Origin of the sequence: Sunxiuqinia dokdonensis (assembly GCF_001270965.1) — a bacterium.
Classification (GTDB): domain Bacteria; phylum Bacteroidota; class Bacteroidia; order Bacteroidales; family Prolixibacteraceae; genus Sunxiuqinia; species Sunxiuqinia dokdonensis.
Window position 1 is genome coordinate 1 of record NZ_LGIA01000057.1, and the last position, 22,232, is coordinate 22,232.

Consider the following 22,232-nt stretch of genomic DNA (forward strand, 5'->3'; position numbering starts at 1 on the left):
ATTTTATTCACATTACCTGTTGATAACCAGTGATTTATTTTGTTTTTAAGGATTGACTAACTACCGGCCCATCATACGAATCGCAATGTGCTGTGGCAGGAAGTGTAGCAACTAACATTAAAAGTGAACCGAAAACAAGCGAGATGACAGCTTGCCATTTGCCTTTACGGACTGGAATTCTTTTGAGGTGGTTTTTTCTTAAATAGGATACTTTTGCTTTCATGATAAACTTTTTAATTGTTACTATTAGAATTATTCTGAACCAAAAGTACGATGTCCCAGATCCTTGTGCGACCTACTTTGTAATGTGGCACTCATTTGCCAACATTTGCAGTACCCTGTTAACAGGTTGGACGTCGCCGAAGTAAAGTTATGCCGCTGTATTGGAGGTTTTTATAGCTGATTCTTGTATTCACTGGGGGTTAGCCCTGTTAATTTCTTAAAGACCCTGTTGAACGCAGATTTTGAATTAAAGCCACACTCAAACGCGATCCCCAATAAAGATAAATGATCGAATTCAGGCTGATCCAGTTTTGATTTTACTTCGTCCACTCTGTATTGGTTTATAAAATCAAAAAAATGAAGTCCAAATTTTTCATTGATCACCCTTGAAAGTAAATGTGAAGGAATTTGAAGTCTGCTTGCCAGCTGAGGCAAGGTTAAGTCAGCATCCAGATATGGTTTTTCCCGGCGCATAAAATGCCGTATGTTGCTTGCGTGTTTCTCTGTGTCAGTATCTTTCAATATGACTCCTGCATACTTCGTCTTTGTTTCCGTTACGTATTCGATGTTGTGATCCTGGTATTGAATAAAGATTTCCTTTTGCTTTAAGCCGAAATATCCTATTAAGATGATGAAAACTGACAAGGAGAGAAACAAGCCGTGCGTACAAAAAATCCATGAGAACATTCCGAAAACATGATGGATGGTGGCAATAATCATTAATACGGTCCAAACAGCTCCAAAAGAATAAACAAGCTTTCTTAACCAGTCGAGGTTCACATTTACATCTGATGAAAAATTATTGAAAATGTTAATATCCAGCCGTTTAAAAAGAAAAATGGATAGGATAAAATAGAATGGACCGGATAAAACAGTAAGAATCAGGAACAGATTAAACAGCAACGGTGCCCCATGTGCATGCTCCACATGGTCTAATCGTATTCGTTCCGATATTTCCGGAAATACGGATGCAATAACGATGAAAAGGTTGAATAGGATAAAAGGGACAAATTGGAATAGTTTTTTCCAATTGAATTGAAATCGCTGGTCAATCAGTGCAGAAATATATAAAAACAAGAATGGGCCATGAAGTAACAGCAATGAAACAAAACTTGCTGATAGGAGATGAAAATCGACAAATAGTCTGTTTGAAAACAACGCATAGATGCCGGTATATAAACCCAAATAAATTAGCCAGTAAATCAGTATTTTATCATGTAATGCTTTTTTCTTCTGCAAGACTAAAACGGCAAAAAACAAGGCATTGAAGGAGGCTATAAAAAATAGATAGTTCATCACTACAATTGTTCTATGGTTCTGCCAAAGATAACAATAAGCTTGTTTGAAAAATAGCGGCTGAAAATATCAACACATTGGTGTTGATTGAAAAATTATGGAGAGTCTTGTTCGTCGGTTTTATGAAAAATATGTGCTGGTAAGTACGGAATATGTTTTTGACTTTATCAAACAGGCTGATTGGAGTAAGCGGTTTATCGGGATAAAAGGTAGTAGGGGAGTTGGTAAAACAACCTTGCTTTTACAATTTATCAGGGTGAATTATAAGTCCAATGGCAAAGTGCTGTTCGCAAGTCTGGATAGTTTGTTCTTTACAGAAAACAGGCTGTATGATTTGGCAGACATTTTCTATAAGAAAGGAGGAGAATTGCTTGTTCTCGGTATAGTACACACACGTACCCGGCATGGTCCATTGAGCTGAAGAATATGTACGATGATTTTCCCGAATTGAAGGTTGTCTTTACCGTTTCTTCCTTGTTGCAAATCACGAAAGCAAAGGCTGATCTGAGTCGCAGAGCGGTCATGTATGAAATACCAAGGAAAATACGGATGTTCTCAGCTGAATTGCTTACGGTTTATGCTGGTATTTTAAAAGTAAAATAGTTTTCTTCGATGTTACTCCATATGTCTTTATTCCAATTCTATAATCTGCTCTGGGTTTTCCCTTTCAAATTTCTCCACTTGTTCGCGAATTTCTCTAATCAACTCTTTGTCCTTGTTGATGTGAAACAGTTCTTCCAATTTGGAAAGCTCATCAGCGTTAATCCCACCGACCATTTTGATGTACCGGTACTTGAGATCATTATCGCTCACGCGCGTTAGCTCATTTCTTTGATAAATATTCCCGATCAGCGAAACGGTAAACAAGAGGAAAAGAAAGACGAAAGCCATGATCACGCTTTTTGATTTCAGTTTAAGCTGTCGTTGGTGGCGGGCGAGCCGCTGGTTTTCCTGGTCTTTTAAGGTTGAAAGAATGCTTTCAAACCCTGAACGAATTTGATCTTCTGACTCTTGGACAGATACTAAGAGCTGGTTAAGTTTTTGATCCAAGACCGATAAATTACGTGATGTTTGCAGGAAAGCCTTTTCAATGGCAATCTTTTCGCTTGCAAGGTCTGCTTTGGTGGCAGCATCTTCAAGGTTTTGGTGCTGATCGTTGATTTTCCGGTCAATGGTTTTCAGTAGGGTGTTGACCTCTTCGAACAGGACCGCTACAACATTTACATTCTTTCTCATTTTTACCTCCTTATCCCTCTTCTTCTTCTTTTGAGTTTTGGCACATCATCTTGTTTTGTCCGGTTTTCGTTTACAGCAGGGTGTTTCCCCATCTGATAGAATAAGCTTTTGAGAATATTTCCTGCGACCAGGTGATCCGGAATGTGATAACGGACATTCGATTTTTGGTAAACTTGCTCAGAAATATTCCGTTTGAGCTGAAAAGTGATTTTTGAAAAACTAAACTGCCGGTCTACTTTGGAGCCATTGAATGAATAGCCGTTTTTATTGAAAACAACCCCCTGTATTTCGCTGGTTTTCCCTTTGAACTTGAACGTCACGGCAATGCCCTGATCTTTCAACTCTGCAATGACTTGATCCCAGTTGTGGCACGTTGGAAGGATTGCTTTCAGCGATTCGTAGATTTCATATTTGGTTTTATCCGGCTCCCGCAGGCGATACGCTTTTACTTTCTCTTTTCCCCGGGCAAAATATAAACCATGTTTTTCGGTCAGTTCTTTGCAGATTTTTCCGCTCCGGTACCGGTCGTTCCGGTCAGAGATTGTTTTGCCTTCATTATCTACCCGGTTAAAAACCAGGTGCACGTGTGGATGCTCCTTGTCAAAGTGACGGCAAAGAATGTACTGCGTATTGGAAATTCCCATCAAGTTCATGTATTCCTGTGAGATTTTCACCATCAGGCTGTTGTTCAGTTTTCCCAGGTCCTGTGCAGAAAAATCAAGCGAAATATGGCCGACCGGCTTTTTTATCCGGGAGTTCATTTCAGATTGAAAAACAAAACTGTAAATGATCGAACCGGCATTTTTAAGGCGCACTCCCTGGCTGTCCAAAATCTCCGCGCCTTTGGATTGATCCAGGACGTAGTTCACAACGCCCCGGAATCCCTGTCCTTTTACAATCTTAGCCATCATGACGGATTTGATTCAACAGGTTATCAATCTTGCCTGCCAGATACAGATACTCGAGCCGGGTGTCGGAATATCCCGCAGCGTTTGCTTTGCGGGCAATTTGGTTTAAGTTGTTGGCCATTCCGGACAGTTTTCGGATATGATCATGTAACTCAGGCGAGAGCCTTTGTTTCACGTAAGCTCTTCTGATGAGCTGACGGATGCATTCTCTGAAACTCACATCAGCTTCCCTGGCTTTTGCCTTGAGCGTGTAATAGTCGATCGTTCCCATTTTTACGTTAATGTGATAGGCCATTTTTTCACCCAATCGTTTGACCGGTCGGCCATTTTTGTTTTTCATTTTGCTATGTGATTTTTGTTCGAGACCAGCGGGATGACACAGGGGTTTTGGTATTACCAAAACATAAACTTGCTACCCCTGAAAAAAGAGCCTTTTATTACAGCCCTAAACCCCTGCCTTTTTGCATGTGCCGGACCTGTTTTTTACCACATAAGTAGTCATTGAGATCTTTGTATGCAGCATACCTTACTGACCTGTCATCGACAGAGACGCATGATGATTTGATTACCTGACCAGCTTTTCGTCCGCTTTCATCATTGTCCAGATAAGCAAAGATATTTCTGTGGCCTGCCAGAAAAGCCATTGACTTTTGAACATTGGCCACCGAGTTAAGCACTGCAACATCGTACTGCGTCTTTTCGATTTTTTGTAGCGTTAAATAGGTGAGGAAGTCCCAAAAGCCTTCAAATACCAAACAGTTGTCATGGCCATTCTTTACAGTCGTAATATCTTTTGGCGGAATGCAGCCTTTAAATTTTGAGGGACTGGCCAGTTCGTATCCACCGCTATCATTCCCAAAACCGATCGAGAAATATACGTTGTCCTTTACCTGGTAATGAACTTCCCTGCAATACAGGTTTGCCAGGGACAAGTCAATTTTTCGTGTGCTTATCCAGGCTGCTAATTTGGGATGGGAAATGGTGCAAATGTTTCGAATGGTCATTGCCGGTTTCCTGTTTTTTGGTGTAGCAGGTATAGAATCCCGGTGAAAAGAAAAAGAATTCGGGCGGACCCCTGCAACGTTCTTCTCCAGTTTGGCTGCAGCCTCATGAAAAGCGCAGTTCTCCAGCTTCATCACCAGATCGATGATTGAACCGCCTTCCTGGGTGCCGAAGTCATACCAAAGGTTTTGGCGGTAATCCACCTTGAAGCTTGTATTCTGGTCGTCACGGAACGGACTAAAGTACATTCCGTAGTAAGCGAACTCTTTTTTGGGAAGAACCCCCATATTCTGAAGATAACCCTTGATACTTATTTGTTTTATTTCAGGGAGTGCCATGTGTGTCAAATTTTTATTGTTTTGTTGTGGATGATGATTAACCTGCATTATTTCAGTGTAATACAGACTCAACAAAAGCACAACAAATGATCGCGGTGTTGTAGCCCGGCCACAACAAACAGGATTTTGTTGTGTATTTGTTGTGTGATTGTTGGGGTGTGTATCTGTCATATTTTCAGTTGTTTAATAGCTAAACTCAACATTACAACAGGATTTTGTTCAGATCGGTGATTGCAACTTCCATGTAGCGTCCTTTTCTTTTCACCGGAACAAGTTCCCCATCGATACCGATATGATAAAAATTGTATTCGCCGTTTTTTTCAGACGTGAGTCCCCAATTGTCTTTGAGTATGTTCCGAATGACAGTAATGTCGGGCCGGAACCCGCATTCCCGCAATACTTCCAGCAGGTCCTTCGGGCAACAGCGCATTTTGTCCTTTTGCAGTCCCTCCATCACATCATGGCAATAGGTCGCCATTTCCATTTCAAGCTTATTTGTGTTGTACTTTTTGATTTTCTGCAGTGCGGGCGTTTCCAATACAGACGGATTGAACCACATCCGGGATTCATTTTTTGCAGCGAGTTTTCTGTGAAGAAGAAAATGCAGGAAATGAGGAATCTCTTTGGCCATTAATTCCCGAAGACGGATGTTGTCCTTTTCAACCCGGTTGATTTTTCGTACCCAAAACCGGACTTCTTCCCTGGGAATAATAATCGGGTTTCGCTCGTTGTTGGAGCAAAGAACAAATTTGGCGAAAAACTCAATCTCCCTTCGGTCCTTGCCTTTGGCTTCAATTTTATAATCGCCGGCTGTTGAGAGGTTTTTGATTTTCTCCGTGTCTTCCATCTTGTTCAGAAGTAATTCATCAACCAGCACCAGCAGGCGGTTGGCCCAGTCGGCATTGAACTGGCTTCGGAAATCTTCGTTTGTATTGAACGTCGCGTTTTTCCCGAAAATCATTTTCAAGAAACGCAGAAAGGTCGTTTTCCCCGTATTCCGTTCATTGGAAACCAGCAGCAGAATCGGCAACATTTGGGCAGGCCGGGTGTAGAGAATTTGAAGATAATCCAGGCCGGTTTCGATTTGTTCCCCAAAAATGTGGTTAAGAAAATGCCGGATATGGGGAAAGTCTCCCGGACACGGCACATAATTTACCGGTTCATACTGATTGAGATACGTTCCATGTACCTGTCGATAGTGAACATGATCGGGGATAATGCAAAAACCATCATACTTCTCAATGTTTGGAAGGTTGTTCTTGCCGAAGTCCTGCCGGAGCGTTTCGTAGCTCCAGGGAATCTTTTCCTCGATATAATCGCCGCTGATCAGGGGACGCTGCACGATTTTGTACAAGCTTGTTCCTACACGGATATATTTACCGCTGTTCAATGTCTTTTCCTTCATCGCGGTTACCTTTTTCGTCTTGCACTCCGCGCAAGGGATAAGCTGATTTCACTTGAATGATGTTTGGGCCTGGTTTGATTTTCAGCCCACAGCAGTATTTCTTTTCGCGAGAAGACCAGTTTGTTTCCATACGTTTTGCAGGGAATTTTACCGGTGGAGGTTAACTTGTAAATTTTTGCTTTTGATGTTGGATAGCCATGTTTCTTTAGCAATTCCAATGCATCGTTCAGGGTAATGGTGTCAATCGGTGATTGAGCGGGAGGCTGTTTGGGCAAAACGCCCGAAACCGCCTCACTTACGATTGCCCGCAGTTCCTCGGGCGTTGTTACAATGATGTTCGGCATAATACTCAAATTTATGGTTACACTTCGTTTTGAATTGAATTTGAATGTAAAATAAAAATGAATATAATTGAAAGTCAATTAGATAAATGGCGTTACACAAGTAAGCCTATGACGACATTTTAAATCAAATATTGGCGGGAAAGTTGGAACAGACATTCGTTTTATTGTCAGATTATATCAAATCGATACGATGTAAAGTTGAAAACTTTTTTTACTTTTTTTGTTTTTGAAGTTGTTTCAGGATCAGGTCAGGAGGGAAGGTTTCGGTTTTGGACAAAACGTCTGATTGTACAGGAGTTATAAATTTCTCACGGATCCATTTATCCAGGGTTGGTCGCGATATTTTCAATATTTTGGCGATCTCTTTTTTTGATACGATTGTTTCACCTTCGAAGGTTTTGATGAATTCTTTGTTTACTGCCACATAAGTCGTCAGGTTGCGTATTGCCTTGTCCACATCCTGGATTCGGGGCGTAATTTTCTTTTTAACGGAAATTTCGATGGTTTCCATATCGTAATCAGCCAGCTCGGGGTTTTTCTGCAATTCGGATACAATCGTCTTATAAATTGCAGTTTGTCGGGCTGATATTTTGTATTGCTTACGACGGGGCATAACTATTTCAACAATTTCTTTGCTTTTTCCGTTAGGTGATATCCACCAGTTTTAGGTGCTCCCCTAAATTCAATGATTTCTTTTTTCCGCAGCAAACGTAGGTATCGTTCAATGGTAGAAAGTCCTCTTTTTGTCCGGGATGCAATCTCTACAGCATTTAATCCTGCTACATTCGTAAGAATGCTTATGATGTCATAGACATTTTCATTTACACCCTCATTTACACCCTCACGAATAAGCCTTAAAGCATTATCATGTTGACTGTCATTGGTTTTTACTCCTTTGTTTACACCCTCGCTTATTTCATCTTCTGCGAAGAAAGCGGGATGAATTGGAAGAGTTGTTATGAAGTAACTGTAATTCTCATCGGTTTCAAATCGAGGTTCGGGCGAGCCGTTTCTCTCCATTTCCCTGCGGATAATTGGAATCCCGGTTCCCCTGCCTTCAGTCATGTCCAATTCTTTCATGTACATTTATTGGTGAGCCTTTTATGAGCCTTTTGTTATTTGTTCAATTAGCTGATGTTGAGTAAGAAAGCAGATAGTCGTGTATGTTTGAGCTTTGTTAATGAGCCTTTAGTGAGCCTTTTATGATGCTTTCCATTTCAATTCATAATGAGTTCCTCTACCATGTGCTCCCTGCATTTCTAACCAAAATTCCGTTTGTTTCAACAATCGGGTTGCGGTAGGTTTGCTAACCTTCAAAAGCTTTTGTACTTCCGTATTATTTATGCTTTCATTAGCTATAACATATTCTATTATCTGAGCTACTTTCTCATCTGCCCCTTCCATTTTAAGTTGCGTTTGTGCATCTGCATAGTACGTGAGCATTAATCCATTGATGTACTCTATGCGTGGCGGCAGTTGCTTTTGCTCTAATACTGACTTGATGATTTTTCTATAGCCTCGTCCCCACATTTCAATATCTCCACTCCTAAAAAGTGTATTGGCAATATCAGGATTATATGGTAATGAAGGGTGTTTTTGCAAGAGTTTTTCTATTGGCAGTTGTTTGGGCAATTCTCCCGGATTCCAAAATACAATATGGTCGGGATAAACGCTTATTTGTATTGGCACGCCGATAGCATATGCTTTATGAGCTACACAATTTAGAAGGCTCTCTCTCATAGCACCTTCTGGAAAGGTCGGCGTTTCTCTTCGTGATACGCCTTCGTAACTTATGGCGTAGTTAATGTATTTGCTTGTCAGTAAATCCATGGCCTTATCTATTTGCTCCATTAGCGAGCCATGCACTTCATCGTGAAAAGCTAAATCATCATCGTCGCCCCGAAAGAAACCGATTTTAATGTGTGCGCCAGTAACATATCGCTCTGGATCAGGGTGAAAAAGCAGAATTGCTGCATTCTTTAAGAGGCCTGTTGAATCATCAATCAAATGCAAATCTTGTAATAAATGCTCCGTAGAATCATTCAATACACCTTCATCCACACGTTTACTTCGCGCAGCTTCTTTGCGAAATCGCTTCAATGCGATCAATGACAAATCATCAATAGAAACCTTTGGGATAGGGATACCATCCCAATGTTTGCCGGTACGTTCAAGAATAAATTTGTTTAGAGCCGATCCTTTTAGTTCCTGTTTGGTACTACCGCTTCGGTAGTGATATTCTCCTTTATAATTTACGGGATAAGGATACGACTCTACAATTATTTCAAGATAATCCTTACTGCCTGCCGAATCCGTTAGAATATTCACATCAGCAACAATGCCCAGTATGTTCTGAATTTTATTGGGAATATCCTCTGATAATTTTTTGGCATCATCAACGCCGACAATTTCCTTATTGTCGTTGATCCCGACATATAATCTTCCACCGTAGGCATTAGCGTATCCGCATATCCACTTCAGGTATTCGTCTCTCCAAGAGGATTTGTACTCAACATCTTGTTTTTCTATTGTTTTCATCATACCCAAACAATCTTTTTAGTAAAAATAATAATTAATGTGCTGTTGCTCATCTAATCACCAAAATTCGTCAGAAAACTTGCGTTCTTAACCCGTTCTTCTTTTTCAAAGGAGGCCAGGTAATTTTCTGTTGTTTTTAGATCATTGTGGCCCAAACTTTCCGAGATATAAGCAATATTTGCTCCACTTCGTTTCAAAACCGTGGCATACGAGTGCCGGGCAGTATAGGTGCTTAACCTTTCAATGCCTAATATTTCCCCTATCTTGCTTAATCGTTTATTACAGCTTTTGGTCACAGATTTTATCCTGTCTTTTTCCTCAAAAAGATTTTCCTTGCCTGTAAGAAATCCGAAAATATAATCATCCGGTTTTGTTGACTTATTACCCCATTTTTCAATGATCGCTTTCATTTCGGGAGTTAGAACCGCGCAAACCTCTTTTTTTAATTTGGATGTTCGTGCTGTTTTTGTGCGTAGAAAACAGATCTCATTATTCCTTATATTAGAATATTTGAGCGTAAGCATATCCGCAAAATTGATCCCATTACAGAGGTAAGAGAAAAACCATAGGTCACGATATTTTTCTGTCGCCTCTGTTCCGTCAGAATAGTTAACGACAGATTTTATTTGTTGCAAGGTAAGAGCCAGTTTACGACCCTTTGCTGTTGGGATTTCGTATTTTCCATGCCCAAATGGATATTGATTCTCCTTTATTATTCCGGCTCTCTTTGCGTCGTTTAAAACACAACGGATGGCTCGGCAATACATCCCTATTGTTGTATATGCCCGTCCTAGCTTTAACATATGCTTTTCGTAGCGTTTAAGCCAATCTGCAGTAACGGAAGCATAGGAAATGTTTTCTCCACCAAAATGCTCTACGCTTCTAAAAGCATCTTTATAAAACAGGTGGGTTCCCACCTGTTCGTTTTCCATTAAAGTTTGAATTTTTATTTTGAATCCGGCATTTAAAGTATCAGAGGTCGACTTATTCAGGTGGCTGTTTAATGCTTCAAAGGAAAAGCCATCTTCATGTATCAACTTTTGAACACCAGCTTTTATAATATCAAACGAATTTTGAATATCTAAACGAATGGATTGCATCTTTTTGCTCTTGGTGCCCGGCAGTTTTTCCCATTCTTCCACTGTCATATATTTGCCGGTCGCATAATATTTACGAATGCGCTGATAGGTTACACGTATTTTGATAGGGTATAAATTGTCTTTGGTGAGCCTTCGGCTATCTAAAATTGAAGATACGGTAATTCCATTGTTTGAATAGTTGAACATCGTCAGTATATTTAGCTTCTTATCTTGTGTGTGCAAATCGATAATTTGCACACAATTTGCACACAAATATAGCGATTATCTCGAAATAAATGGTATTTAGCAAAATAAAAAAGCACACTAAGAGCCATTCAGTAAGGAAGTTAGCAGATAAATAAAAATAAAAGAAAATGAAAGAAAACTATGGGGTTAATACTACGGATCAGGAGGTTGTGAGTTCGAGTCTCGCCAGGTTCACAAAAGAAAATGAGGCGTTTACAGAAATGTAGACGCCTCTTGTTTTTTGTGCGGGTACAACAAAAAAAACTTTCTAAAGAATAGGTAGTGTCGTTGGGGCTTGATTTTGGCCAGACGTGTTAATCGTCAATTCGGGTTTCGACCTGTTTTTAAGTGGGCGTAGCGGAATGGCTTGTTGGCATTCACGGGCTGAATACCCCGGCAGCCCTTTGAGAAACTATTGGTTTTGCACGGGGTTTATCATTTCGTTTAAGTTTTCAATTGGGCTGCTCCAGCTCTTTTTCGCTTCATAAAGCTTGCCTGTTGGCGTATTGTTAATCAGTCCATTTTCATAAACGAGCCTCATCTCACTTAGATTCTGATACTCATGGATGTCTTTTTTTTGTATGTCGGTCAAAAACACCGTGTAGAAAGTCAAGTTGTTGACAAAAGCCAAACACTTTCTTTTATTTATAAAGAACAAGTGTGCATTCCAGTCGTTTATCGAGATTTTGGCCAAATCTTCGGGTAAGCTCTGCTCCACCTGGCCGATAAAATCTTGCAGTTTTTTGGTACGATATACTCTTGCTATTGTTGTGCTTTTTCGCTGTGGTGATTTTGATTGATGATGCTCAGGAACCCGAATTTCACCTAAAAAAGCTGTGGTACAAATTCCACCAGGTAATCGCGCCAGTTGGTCCAGGTATGTCCGCCTTCCGTTTCATGGTATTGATAAGGAAAATCCATTTCGTCCAGTTTCTTGCGGTAGTCCTCCACAAATTTGTATAGGAAATCGGTTTTGCCGATGCCAATCCAATACAAGTCCAAACCGTTTTCTTTTTGTGTTTTTAGCGTTTCATCGAAGTTTTCGTACACTTGCGATTTCACATTTTCGTCGGGTAAAATGGCCGGCGAAAACAAGCCGACATAATTGAAAGTTTCCGGATAATACCTGGAAATATGAAGCGAATGAAATCCACCCATCGACAAACCGGCAATCGCGCGGTTTTTCCGGTCTGTTTTTACTCGGTAGTTGTTTTCAATAAACTGGATAACGTCGGGGAAAGTCGCTTCCATTTGGCCATCCATGGTATGGGGCAACTGCATGGTAGGTTTGTAAAATCCTTTGGCCGATTCGCCTGGGGCGGCTTGCTGGGCCACATTCCCATTGGTCATGACCACCAGCATGGGCTTGGCTTTACCCTGTGCAATCAGGTTATCCATAATCTGAGCCGTGCGTCCCAAGGCAATCCAGGCTTCCTCGTCGCCACCCATGCCATGCAATAAGTACAGCACCGGATATTTTTCTTTACTGTTTTCGTAGCCCGGAGGCGTATAAATCGTCATTCGCCGGTTCATCTCATTGCCCGGTGAATCATACCAGCGTCGGGCCACGGTTCCGTGAGGCACATCATTCACCCGGTACAAATCGGCTTTTCCATTGCCAATCAGAAAAACGTCCGTTACGGTGGCTACATCACGAATCCGGTGCACGTTGTTTGGGTCGGGCATGCGCAGTCCGTCAACCCAAAAGGAGTAGCTGTATAATTCCGATGAAAGCACGTCAGTTGTATGCCTCCAAATGCCGTCTTCTGTTTTTTCCATGGCCACCGATCCGGGCGTCCAACCCTCGGATGGCATCCAGTCGCCCGATAGCTTGACTTCGCTAGCCTGCGGAGCCTGCAAGCGGAAGGTCACGGTATTGTTATCGTGAATTTCGGGAGAAACCAGGTTGGGGCCACCCCATAAAGCTTGTTGGGCATGTGATGTCATAGACAGCAAAGATAGGATCATCATCAGGTAGAAACAGTTTTTCATCGGTTTAGCGTTTTAGTTGTTTGGGTGTTATCGAGGCTCCCATTTACACGGTATAACACAATTCATTTGTTGCAATGATGTTAAAAACCGAAATGGATTTACCGGATAACACGATCAAATATAGAAAAACATTCCGTCTGTTTGAAGCCAACAAAACAAAATAATTCAGGATCCAAAAAATGAAACGGATTTGGTCAGCGCCTGCTTGCTCGTCCGGTTTCATAGTCGCCTACTTTCTGGATTCGGCGCAAGTGCCGGCCACCTTCAAATGAAGCCTCCAGCCACTGATCGACAATGGCCAGGGCCTCTGCATCTGAAACCATGCGTCCGCCCAGGGCAATCACGTTGGCATTGTTGTGTTCTTTGGCGAGTAAGGCTGATTGCACGTTCCAGCACAGGGCACAGCGAACGCCTCTGACTTTGTTGGCCGCAATGGCTTCACCGTTTCCGCTTCCACCAAAAACCAGTCCCAAATCGGCTTCGCCATGGGCTACCGCCTCAGCTGCAGGAATGACAAAATCAGCATAATCAACCGCCTCCTCCGAAGAAGTGCCGAAATCAATAATCTGGTAGCCTTTCTTTTCCAAATGGCTCTTCACCAACTCTTTTAGTTGATACCCGGCATGATCTGTTCCAAGCGAAATCGTTTTCATGTTGTTCTTTTTCATGATTAATGAAGTTTCTGTTGTTGAAGATACGAAATACAGAAAGGGATTAATCGACTATAAATTTGGCCCAAAATTAAGAAAATACCTTTTATTGTGAGATTTCGCGAACAAATGCAGCACCTATTTTTCTTTTTCTGTTTGGTTTCAAACGGCAACAATTTTTGATCCATCACAATTATCCCTATTTTTACAGGCGATAAAATGCATCGGGGTGCTTCTTTCTGAAGAGGCTGAGACTTTACCCGTGTACCTGAACTGGATAATACCAGCGGAGGAAATGCAGGCGGTTTTGATTGGCCAATTCTCAATTCATTCAACCACATTCCCTTCGATGGGTAAGTGGTTTTTTTATTTAAAAATTGAATGAATATGAGCATTGAACTGGTAAACAAAAACCTGCGAAACTGGCAGGGAAGAAAAGAGTGGTTCTTTAACCGGGAACACACCGACACCTACGAACAATGGTATGAAGGGCGCTACAAACGGGCCGAGGTATGGCAAAAGAAAGTCATTGAGCAACTTGTTAAAAAGGACGAACGCGTAAAAAACCTGCTGGAATTTGGCTGCGGCACCACCCGCTTCACCCGTTGGTGGAAAAACATTGGTATTGAGGCAACCGGCGGCGATATTTCTCCCTTTATGTTATCGCAGGCCATTCACTTGTTTGATGGCGACCTGGTGATGGCCGATTCGCACGCCATGCCGTTTAAAGATCACACCTTTGACGCCGTGGCCTTTATCACCACCTTCGAATATTACAAAGATCCGGTAAAAGTGATCCGCGAAGCCGCACGGGTAGGCAAACATGGCTTGGTGTTTGGCATGATGAACCGGAACTCGCCCAAAGTGGTGCGACGTCGGGTTCAACAAGCGTTTGGGAAGAATCCGTTTTATGTGACCGCCACTTTTTACACACCGCAACATCTGATCAACGTGATCCGTGAGGCCCTGGACGGCAGGGAATTTACCATTGAATGGACTTGCACGGGCTTGCCCGAGTGGTTTCCGCTCCAGCAATGGTCGGTGCCTTATGGCGATTTCTTTGGACTGTACGTTAAACTGTTGTCATGATGGAATTTACAGATAACGGGAAAATAACGGATGAGTTTTTCAAAGCTCACATTTATCCGTTTTGCGGACAAGCACGCGAGGAAGTCAGGGTTGGTCCTGCCTTTGGAACGGATGTGTCGATAGTAAAGCTTCCGAATGGTTACGAAATGGCCCTAACCAGCGATCCGCTGTCTTATCTTCCGGCCTTGGGGATGGAAGCCTCGGCTTGGTTGTCGGTTCAGTTGATGGCCAACGACATGGCAACAACAGGCGTGGCGCCACAGTATGCCCAGTTGGTTTTAAATCTGCCGTCGTCGGTTAGTGGCACCGACTTTGAGCGCTACTGGAAATACATCCATCATTTTTGCGAAAAGCTGGGGGTGGCCATTACCGGTGGCCATACCGCCCGCTATGAGGGATTGAACTCCACCATCTCGGGTGGAGGGACGATGATTGCCCTGGCCAAACAAGGGCAAATGCTGTGCAGTCAGATGGCTCGGCCCGGACACCGGATTGTGGTTACCAAGGAAGCAGCTTTGGTATCCACTTCCATCCTGGCCCGAAGTTTCCCGGAAACAATCAAGCATCAATTCGGAGAAGCAGTCTACGAAAAGGCTTGTTCTTTATTCTACCAAACCAGCTGTTTGCAGGATGGCTTGGTGGCTGCCCAAACGAATACTGACGGCAATCGAAGGGTTTATGCCATGCACGATGTCACCGAATGTGGCGTGCTGGGCGCCATTTATGAAATGGCCGTAGCCTCGGGCTGTGGCGTTGAGGTTGATCCCGGCTTGATTCCAGTTGGTGAGGCGCAGCAAGGGATTTGCGACTTGTTTAACCTCAATCCGCTGGAAGTGATTGGTGCCGGATCCATGATTATGGCCGTCAGCGAAGAAGGCGAGCGGCAAGTATTGGACGCACTGCATGCGGCAGGCATTGCCGCAACCAGTGTTGGCCGGTTTGTGTCAAAGGATTCAGGGATGAACCTTTTATCCGATGGAAAAACCAAGCCTTTGGTCCATGCCGGAACGGATCCCTACTGGAATGCCTTTTTCGAAGCTTTTAAGAAAGGAATGAAATGAAACATCAAGCGAAAAAAATAACCGGTGGCATCTACCTGGTGGTTGATCCGGCAATGGACACAAGCGAACTGCTTTTAAAACTTAAGCAAGCCATAACTGGCGGCCTAGGGACCATCCAAATCTGGGATCGCTGGCAAGCTGGCGCCAATAAAAAAGCGATCATCAGGCAAATCAAAGAACTGGCTCATGAGCGGCATATCCCGGTGCTGATCAACAACAACTGGGAACTGCTCAAGGAGCTTGAACTGGATGGCATTCACCTGGATCAAGCTGCCGAGGATCTTGAAGCGAGAAAAGCAGCACTCGGACGTTCGTGTCTTGTTGGATTGACCTGTGGCAACGAACTGGATTCGGTTGAATGGGCCATCGCCCACAAGCTGGATTACCTGTCGTTTTGCTCCATGTTCCCCTCAAAGTCAGCCGGAGCATGTGAGTTGGTGAGCCCACAGACCGTTGAAAAGGCACGTCGAATGACTTCCATGCCGCTGTTTGTGGCAGGCGGTATTTCCATCGAAAACATCGATCAGTTAAAGTCGACCGGCATGGATGGTGTGGCTGTCATTTCATCGGTGCTCAAAGCCGACAAGCCGGCGGAAGTGGTTGCCAGTTTTCGGAAAAAGTTGAAAAAAGAATAACAATCTTAAATTCGATATCAAATGAAGAAAGATTTGATCAATAAACTATGTTGTCCGTTTGACAAAAATGAACTGGAGCTGCAAATCTTTGCCGAAGACCTCTCCGAAGATATTCGGGAAGGAATTTTGATTTGCCCAAGCTGTAAACGTTATTATCCGATTATTCATGGCATCCCCATCATGAGCCCGGACGAATACCGCGAAAAAGAGCTGGAGCTTCCGATTATCAACCGATGGAAAAACCAATTGAAAACAAGTACGGTTGAAAACTTCCGGGTGATTGAAAAGTAGGATGTCGGCGTTGGATGATCAAAATGAAAGTCAGTGCCCTCTTTCCGTGATTGCTTTGAATATTTGTCTACGCTAACCATGGACTGTTCCACGAACATCATGGACTTGTCCATGGCAATCATGGACTGTTCCACGGTCTTCATGGACTTGTCCATGAGAAGCATGGAACACTTGCCGAAAAGTGTGGACTTTGGACCTCTCCTAAAACAGCTTGACAGATTTATACATTATTCCTGGTAAGTGTAAGTGGTTATTTTCCATTGACTGGTTCACAAATATATTTAATTTATACTTACTGGTTTTTGTTACTCATTTATCTTTCTTTCCTGGTTTGTACAAGCTGTTTGAAGATAAACCCGGGGAAGAGAGACAGGCAGGGAGACAAAACCTGCTTGTGCGTCTATTTTAAGCTTTAATCCCCGCTTTCACTTTCAGGTTTGTTGTGTGTTTCGGCTTTTTGTTTGGTCTTAAAATTTACGCTTTTTCCAGTGTTTTTTCAGTATTCCGTTTTGATGGTGAGCATCTGCCGGTAACATGAGATCGACAGTCTAAACATGCTTATGCCCGAAACTCCGTCGGGCTTTTGCCTACCTTCTGTTTGAATAGCCTGCTGAAATAGTGAATGGTCTGAAAGCCCAGATCATAGCTGATTTCCTTCACACTTTTGTTGGTCACCAGCAACAGTTCCTTGGCCCGCATCACTTTCAGCTCCAAATGATATTTATGGGGCGACATGCCGGTGTAGTTTTTAAACATCTTTCGGAAATAGGAATAGCCGATGTTGTATTCCCGTGCCATGTGTTCCATGTCCAGGTGCTGATCCACATTTTGACGAATCCGGAAACGGGCATCTTCAATAATGGCGGCAATGGGCTTCCCTTGAAATTCCTTCTGCTTTTCGAACGAAATCAAATAGCCTAGCATTTTCACCACCAGCCCCGAAGCGATTTGTTGAAATCCGGGATGTTCTTCGGCTACCAGGTCAAACACCTTATAATAGGTATCAATCAATTCTTCGCGAACACCAACGTGCAAAACCGGTTGGCTCTGATCGAACAAGGGGTGAGAAAGCAGTCGGTTGGCCAGTTCTCCGTCAAATCCGACGTAATGCTCCTGCCAGCCACTTTTGGCGTTGGGCTTGTAGCGGTGCCATACGCCCGGGCGAATGAGCAATACCGAACCGGCACGAATGTTAAACTTTCCCTCACGGGTTTCCATGACTCCGCCGCCGCGGGTAATATAATTCAACTGGTATTCCTGCAATACCCGGCCACTGTCCCAACTAAAATAATAGCCACTGGGATGTTTCATCGGCGGATACGACTGGCCGGGTTTGGCCAAATAGGCGCCGGCAACATTCAGGAATAGTCCCCAGTTCTGATCTTCCTCGCCAGCAGTCAGGTATTTAAAGAAGTCGTCCATTTTAGTATCAAAAAGTGTAAGCAATCTGCCAGAATGTGCATTGATGAAATCTAATAATCAAGCTATTTTTGACTTTCTACTTATGAAATCATAAAATCAAAATTACTAAATTCCTGTGGTAATCGCAGGATTAATCTAATGAAACTATGCAAGCTATTTTAGGAATTCTTTTTCATTCGCTTGGTGGCGCTTCATCCGGAAGCTGGTACATGCCCTACAACCTGGTCAAGAAATGGCGATGGGAAGTCTATTGGATTGTTGGTGGCCTTTTTTCATGGCTGATTATGCCCTTCATCGCGGTGTTGATCACCACGCCGGGATGGCAGGGAATTATATCAGCCGCTGATCCTTCGGTCGTTCGTACCACTTATATTTTAGGTGTTCTTTGGGGAATCGGAGGATTGACTTATGGCTTGGGCATCCGCTACCTGGGCATGTCGCTGGGCAATTCGGTCTTACTTGGCATTACCTCCCTGGTGGGCTCCTTGGGCTTGCCAATCCTTCGCGATATTGGCAGTTTGTCAGAAGTTTTACCTGCCGGAGAATCCCTGAGCGATATGTTGGCCACCCCCAGTGGTCGCGTGGTGCTGTTCGGTATTTTTGTGCTCATGATTGGGATTGTCCTTTGCGGGAAGGCCGGTTTAATGAAAGACAAAGGTCTTTTGGGCCACAAAGAGGGCGTTAATACGGAGTTTAAACTGACAAAAGGTTTGATTATTGCCGGAATTTCAGGCGTGTTAAGTGCCTTTTTTAGTTTTGGTATCGATGCCGGTAAGCAGATGGGGGAGGCCGTTCGCGAAATTGCCGTGACCAATCATTTTCCATTTGTCAGCGATGGCACTTACCTGTTTGAGAACAACATCATTTTCCTGGTTATTCTTTGGGGTGGCTTAACAACCAATTTAGTGTGGTCGCTCGCGCTGATCCTCAAAAATAAAACCGGAGGCGATTTTGTGGATGCATCATCACCACTGCTAAAAAACTACCTGTTCTGTGCTCTGGCCGGGACCACCTGGTTTCTTCAGTTTTTCTTCTACGGAATGGGAGAAACAAAAATTGGCAATGGCGCCAGTTCCTGGATTCTGCACATGTCAACCATCATTCTTACGGCCAACTTCTGGGGATTTTACCGGAAAGAATGGGCCGGAGTGTCGAGCAAAACCCGATCGACCATTTTCCTTGGAATTGGCCTGATTCTATTATCGATTATCATTATGGGTATTGCCAAAAGCGATTTCTTAAACTAAAACCGAAAGATGATGAATCGTTTAGCATTTAAGATGCACCTGAATGAAGGGCAAAAGGCCGAATATATCAAGCGTCACAACGAAATTTGGCCCGAACTGAAACAGCTCCTGAAAGATTCGGGCGTCAGCGAGTATTCCATTTTTCTGGATGCGGATACCAACACGCTTTTTGCTTTTCAGAAAGTAAGCGGTGAAGGAGGATCGCAGGATCTTGGACAGACGGAGATTGTTCAGAAGTGGTGGGCTCACATGGCCGATATCATGCAGACCAATCCCGATAACTCGCCGGTGAGCACGGCGCTGGAAGAAGTTTTTTACCTAAAGTAAGGTCACGGACCTTTTGTTATTTTCCTGAATGCTTTTATCTAAGGACCGTAAAGAATCGAAATATGGTATTCAATAACATACAACACATAAAAATCAAAATAAAATGAGTGAAACAGTACAACAAGCATACGAAATTGCGAAAAAGCAATACGCCGCCTTGGGCGTGAACACCGATGAGGTGATTCAAAAAATGGATGAAGTCGTTATTTCACTTCACTGTTGGCAAACCGACGATGTGGGTGGGTTTGAAACACCTGACGCGTCCTTATCGGGCGGCGGCATTCAGGCCACCGGAAATTACCCCGGGAAAGCCACCAGCCTGGCCGAAATGCGCGCCGACCTGGAGAAATCTTTAAGCCTGCTCCCGGGAAAACATCGCTTGAACTTGCATGCCATTTACGGCGATTTTGGCGGTGAACTGGTGGATCGTGATCAGATTGAGCTGAAGCATTTTCAAAGCTGGATTGACTGGTGTAAAAAAATGGGCATCGGCATGGATTTCAACGCCACCTGTTTTTCGCATCCGCGTGCAGCCGACGGGTTTACCTTGTCGAGCAAGAATGAGGATAACCGGAAGTTTTGGGTGGAACATGTGAAGCGTTGCCGGGCCATTTCGGCTGAAATTGGCAAGCAGCTGGGCACGCCTTGCGTGCACAACACCTGGATTCCGGATGGCAGTAAGGACGTTCCGATTGACCGCAACGGACACCGGGCTTTGCTGAAAAAATCGCTCGACGAAGCGATGGCCGTTGACTATCCGAAAGAACACATGAAGGACGCGGTGGAAAGTAAGCTGTTTGGCATTGGCGCCGAATCAATGACCGTGGGCTCGCACGATTTTTACCTGGGCTATGCCATCCAAAATAACAAACTCATTTGCCTGGATATGGGGCACTTCCATCCTACAGAGCAAGTTGGCGACAAAATCTCCTCTTGTCTTCAATTTGTTGACGAAGTGCTGCTGCACGTCTCACGGCCGGTACGTTGGGATTCCGACCATGTGGTCACCCTCAATGAGGAAGTGCAAATGATCGCTTCGGAAGTGATCCGCAACAACTTCCTCAAGCGGGTAAATATCGGGCTCGATTTCTTTGATGCGTCCATCAACCGCATCGGCGCCTATGTGATTGGCACCCGTGCCGCCAAGAAAGCGTTTCTTTTTGCCTTGCTCGAACCCACTTCCATGCTGAAGGAAATGGAAGAAGCAGGCCAAAATTTCGAACGCCTGGCCATGCTTGAGGAACTAAAAACCAAGCCTTTTGGCGCGGTGTGGGACTATTACTGTCAGCAAAGCCAGGTTCCGGTAGGGGAGCAGTATATTACTGAAATTCAACAATACGAAAAAGACGTCTTAAGCAAACGCGGATTCAATTAAGCTTTTTCATAGAAATCAAAAAGTGGTTGTTGGCAGGAAACTTGTTGGCAGCCACTTTTTTGTTTGGGTCAAGAATTTTACACAATTATTAGCTTTCGTTTGCACTTTGGCGGTAACAATTCCCTTACCTTTGGATTTCATTTCAAGAATCAGAATCATATGAACATCGTCCACCGACTTTTGGCCCTTCTGGTCGTTTTGCTCCTCACCAGCTCGTGCGGTATGCAAGCCAAGCTGAATCGCGATTTCAAAGGGGAGCCGATGGAAGCGCTTGCCGAAACCTTTGCTGATTTGACTCCGGCCAAAATATCCATGACAAACGGGCATACGAAAGTGATTTATACAAAAGAAGAACGACTGGAAGGCACCACCATCAGCCAGGGCGTAAATACGCTGGATCCCATTCACTCCCCATCGGTTACCAAAGTGGAGCAATTCATTTTTATTGTTGATGAAAATGGGGTGGTAATCAGCACCAAGTATGAGAGCAGCTACAAAAGATTATAAAATGAGAGAATATTTTTAAATAAAACCATTCCGATAATCGATTTTTTTTTAGTTTTGCACTCACGTTTGACAAACGGGTGAACCACCCGGCAAGTTCTCAACAAAAATGCCCAGATGGCGGAATTGGTAGACGCGCTAGTTTCAGGGACTAGTATCCTTCTGGATGTGCAGGTTCGAGTCCTGTTCTGGGCACACTTCGAAATTCAAATAAAAACAAAAGCGCTTAAATTCAATGATTTAAGCGCTTTTGTTTTGAGGTAAATACTCAAAAAACTTCATAAAAAGTCATGTAAAAAGGTGCGAAATCGAGACCATGACTTTCAAACTTGTGCTATGGTCGCGATAAATCACGCAACGAATTGATTTAAACCATTTTATTTGGTTCACTTTGACCCATTTTAGTGCTTTCTAAAAAGCCTCAAATGGGGTATTTTTAATTGGTTACCGCGGCCATTTTTTTGTTTATCGTTAAACACACAAGTTATGAAGATTGTAATTAATTATTTTTTCAGAAAAGGGAGGAAAACTTCCGGGGGTAAATCACCAGTGTATTTAAGATTTACTTTCAACAACAAACGGGTAGAACTCTCCACTGGGATTTTTGTTTCTACGGACAGCTGGGATAAGCGAAAACAAAGAATAAAAGAGAAAACTCCGGGAAGCAGGGTCTTAAACGATCGGCTGGATAAAATAAAGACCGAAATTCAGGATATTTTCAATCTGTTAAGATCAACCAATGAGGATTTTGACGTTGACACAATCAAACAGAAGCTACTGAAAATACAGGAATCTAAAGGTATTTTAGATGTCTTTGACTACTATTTGGATAGTATCTTGGCCAAATTAAGGAAGGGTTATTCGATGGAAACCTATAAGCATTACAAATCTTCCAGAAAGCGTCTGGCCGATTTCATTGAACTAAAGTTAAAAAAGTCCGATGTTTCGGTTCAATGCATTGATTACAAATTCCTAAATGCCTTCGATGTTTTCATCAAAAAGGAATTTAATAATACTCAAAATAC

General features: G+C 43.2%; 26 protein-coding genes, 1 tRNA gene and 1 riboswitch. Of the genes, 11 read left to right on the forward strand and 16 right to left on the reverse strand.

All coding sequences use genetic code 11. The annotated features are described in order from the left end of the window. Nucleotides 1-34: 34 nt before the first annotated feature. Both NC99_RS21810 and NC99_RS05390 read right to left on the reverse strand, forming a co-directional pair. On the reverse strand, nucleotides 35-223 hold the full coding sequence (locus NC99_RS21810; protein ID WP_157624495.1) for a hypothetical protein: 189 nt from the start codon (nucleotides 221-223) through the stop codon (nucleotides 35-37). 170 nt (nucleotides 224-393) lie between these two features. Then, nucleotides 394-1,518 (reverse strand): helix-turn-helix domain-containing protein, encoded by a 1,125-nt coding sequence (locus tag NC99_RS05390; RefSeq protein WP_053180644.1) that lies wholly within the window; start codon nucleotides 1,516-1,518, stop codon nucleotides 394-396. Between the two features lie 97 nt (nucleotides 1,519-1,615). On the opposite strand from NC99_RS05390, the gene NC99_RS05395 reads away from it, so the two are divergent. Next, a complete protein-coding gene (locus NC99_RS05395; protein ID WP_053180646.1) occupies nucleotides 1,616-1,939 on the forward strand; it encodes an AAA family ATPase in 324 nt (107 codons plus the stop codon). 209 nt (nucleotides 1,940-2,148) lie between these two features. On the opposite strand, the gene NC99_RS05400 is transcribed toward NC99_RS05395, so the two are convergent. The 13 genes from NC99_RS05400 to NC99_RS05460 all read right to left on the reverse strand — a co-directional run bounded on the left by NC99_RS05400 (nucleotide 2,149) and on the right by NC99_RS05460 (nucleotide 13,274). Beyond that, a complete protein-coding gene (locus NC99_RS05400) occupies nucleotides 2,149-2,754 on the reverse strand; it encodes a hypothetical protein (RefSeq protein WP_053180648.1) in 606 nt (201 codons plus the stop codon). Between the two features lie 2 nt (nucleotides 2,755-2,756). Then, on the reverse strand, nucleotides 2,757-3,665 hold the full coding sequence (locus NC99_RS05405; protein WP_053180650.1) for a relaxase/mobilization nuclease domain-containing protein: 909 nt from the start codon (nucleotides 3,663-3,665) through the stop codon (nucleotides 2,757-2,759). Next, entirely contained in the window at nucleotides 3,655-4,002 is a 348-nt protein-coding gene (locus NC99_RS05410; RefSeq protein WP_053180653.1) for a MobC family plasmid mobilization relaxosome protein, read from the reverse strand. Before NC99_RS05410 ends, NC99_RS05405 begins: the two co-directional genes overlap by 11 nt. Before the next feature lie 97 nt (nucleotides 4,003-4,099). Next, nucleotides 4,100-5,002, reverse strand: coding sequence for a toprim domain-containing protein (locus tag NC99_RS05415; RefSeq protein ID WP_162231151.1), 903 nt, complete (start codon nucleotides 5,000-5,002; stop codon nucleotides 4,100-4,102). Between the two features lie 202 nt (nucleotides 5,003-5,204). After that, complete coding sequence (locus NC99_RS05420; RefSeq protein ID WP_053180657.1) at nucleotides 5,205-6,407, reverse strand: DUF5906 domain-containing protein; 1,203 nt, start codon at nucleotides 6,405-6,407, stop codon at nucleotides 5,205-5,207. Nucleotides 6,408-6,412: 5 nt separating this feature from the next. Further along, nucleotides 6,413-6,751, reverse strand: a complete 339-nt coding sequence (locus NC99_RS05425) for a helix-turn-helix domain-containing protein (protein WP_053180659.1) — start codon at nucleotides 6,749-6,751, stop codon at nucleotides 6,413-6,415. A 211-nt stretch (nucleotides 6,752-6,962) separates the two neighbouring features. Next, nucleotides 6,963-7,364, reverse strand: coding sequence for a MerR family transcriptional regulator (locus tag NC99_RS05430; protein ID WP_053180661.1), 402 nt, complete (start codon nucleotides 7,362-7,364; stop codon nucleotides 6,963-6,965). Between the two features lie 2 nt (nucleotides 7,365-7,366). Beyond that, on the reverse strand, nucleotides 7,367-7,831 hold the full coding sequence (locus NC99_RS05435) for an ATP-binding protein (protein ID WP_162231152.1): 465 nt from the start codon (nucleotides 7,829-7,831) through the stop codon (nucleotides 7,367-7,369). A 120-nt stretch (nucleotides 7,832-7,951) separates the two neighbouring features. Further along, entirely contained in the window at nucleotides 7,952-9,292 is a 1,341-nt protein-coding gene (locus tag NC99_RS05440) for an RNA-binding domain-containing protein (protein ID WP_204374910.1), read from the reverse strand. Between the two features lie 50 nt (nucleotides 9,293-9,342). Beyond that, a complete protein-coding gene (locus tag NC99_RS05445; RefSeq protein WP_053180693.1) occupies nucleotides 9,343-10,575 on the reverse strand; it encodes a site-specific integrase in 1,233 nt (410 codons plus the stop codon). 451 nt (nucleotides 10,576-11,026) lie between these two features. Beyond that, nucleotides 11,027-11,491, reverse strand: coding sequence for a DUF6933 domain-containing protein (locus NC99_RS05450; protein WP_394330538.1), 465 nt, complete (start codon nucleotides 11,489-11,491; stop codon nucleotides 11,027-11,029). Beyond that, nucleotides 11,440-12,606 (reverse strand): esterase, encoded by a 1,167-nt coding sequence (locus NC99_RS05455; protein ID WP_053180668.1) that lies wholly within the window; start codon nucleotides 12,604-12,606, stop codon nucleotides 11,440-11,442. The genes NC99_RS05450 and NC99_RS05455 overlap by 52 nt, the downstream gene beginning before the upstream one ends. Before the next feature lie 194 nt (nucleotides 12,607-12,800). Next, nucleotides 12,801-13,274: a ribose-5-phosphate isomerase gene (locus NC99_RS05460; protein WP_053180670.1), complete on the reverse strand. Its 474-nt coding sequence runs from the start codon at nucleotides 13,272-13,274 to the stop codon at nucleotides 12,801-12,803. Nucleotides 13,275-13,471: 197 nt separating this feature from the next. Beyond that, a riboswitch (TPP riboswitch) is annotated at nucleotides 13,472-13,568 on the forward strand. Nucleotides 13,569-13,643: 75 nt separating this feature from the next. Between NC99_RS05460 and NC99_RS05470 the strand changes: the two genes are divergently transcribed. From NC99_RS05470 to NC99_RS05485, 4 genes are read left to right on the forward strand one after another with little or no spacing between them, the layout of a single operon-like run. Then, nucleotides 13,644-14,345 (forward strand): class I SAM-dependent methyltransferase, encoded by a 702-nt coding sequence (locus NC99_RS05470; protein ID WP_157624498.1) that lies wholly within the window; start codon nucleotides 13,644-13,646, stop codon nucleotides 14,343-14,345. Next, nucleotides 14,342-15,406, forward strand: coding sequence for an AIR synthase family protein (locus NC99_RS05475; RefSeq protein WP_053180676.1), 1,065 nt, complete (start codon nucleotides 14,342-14,344; stop codon nucleotides 15,404-15,406). Before NC99_RS05470 ends, NC99_RS05475 begins: the two co-directional genes overlap by 4 nt. Next, nucleotides 15,403-16,041 carry a thiamine phosphate synthase gene (locus NC99_RS05480; RefSeq protein WP_053180678.1) on the forward strand — a complete coding sequence of 213 codons (639 nt, stop codon included), beginning with the start codon at nucleotides 15,403-15,405 and terminating at the stop codon, nucleotides 16,039-16,041. The genes NC99_RS05475 and NC99_RS05480 overlap by 4 nt, the downstream gene beginning before the upstream one ends. A gap of 21 nt (nucleotides 16,042-16,062) precedes the next feature. After that, nucleotides 16,063-16,332 (forward strand): Trm112 family protein, encoded by a 270-nt coding sequence (locus NC99_RS05485; RefSeq protein WP_053180680.1) that lies wholly within the window; start codon nucleotides 16,063-16,065, stop codon nucleotides 16,330-16,332. Between the two features lie 558 nt (nucleotides 16,333-16,890). On the opposite strand, the gene NC99_RS05490 is transcribed toward NC99_RS05485, so the two are convergent. Continuing rightward, complete coding sequence (locus NC99_RS05490; protein WP_053180682.1) at nucleotides 16,891-17,754, reverse strand: AraC family transcriptional regulator; 864 nt, start codon at nucleotides 17,752-17,754, stop codon at nucleotides 16,891-16,893. Between the two features lie 146 nt (nucleotides 17,755-17,900). Here NC99_RS05490 and NC99_RS05495 point away from each other — a divergent pair, with 146 nt between their 5' ends. The 6 genes from NC99_RS05495 to NC99_RS05525 all read left to right on the forward strand — a co-directional run. Further along, the gene (locus tag NC99_RS05495; RefSeq protein ID WP_053180684.1) at nucleotides 17,901-19,001 is read left to right on the forward strand and encodes an L-rhamnose/proton symporter RhaT; all 1,101 of its coding nucleotides are present in this window, start codon (nucleotides 17,901-17,903) and stop codon (nucleotides 18,999-19,001) included. Between the two features lie 9 nt (nucleotides 19,002-19,010). After that, the gene (rhaM, locus tag NC99_RS05500; RefSeq protein ID WP_239684414.1) at nucleotides 19,011-19,328 is read left to right on the forward strand and encodes an L-rhamnose mutarotase; all 318 of its coding nucleotides are present in this window, start codon (nucleotides 19,011-19,013) and stop codon (nucleotides 19,326-19,328) included. 103 nt (nucleotides 19,329-19,431) lie between these two features. Further along, entirely contained in the window at nucleotides 19,432-20,703 is a 1,272-nt protein-coding gene (locus NC99_RS05505; RefSeq protein WP_053180686.1) for an L-rhamnose isomerase, read from the forward strand. A 159-nt stretch (nucleotides 20,704-20,862) separates the two neighbouring features. After that, nucleotides 20,863-21,210, forward strand: coding sequence for a hypothetical protein (locus tag NC99_RS05515; protein WP_157624501.1), 348 nt, complete (start codon nucleotides 20,863-20,865; stop codon nucleotides 21,208-21,210). 108 nt (nucleotides 21,211-21,318) lie between these two features. Next, nucleotides 21,319-21,402, forward strand: a tRNA-Leu gene (locus tag NC99_RS05520). Between the two features lie 291 nt (nucleotides 21,403-21,693). Continuing rightward, nucleotides 21,694-22,232, forward strand: a 539-nt coding sequence (locus NC99_RS05525) for a phage integrase SAM-like domain-containing protein (protein ID WP_157624504.1), incomplete at its 3' end; no start/stop codon positions are given.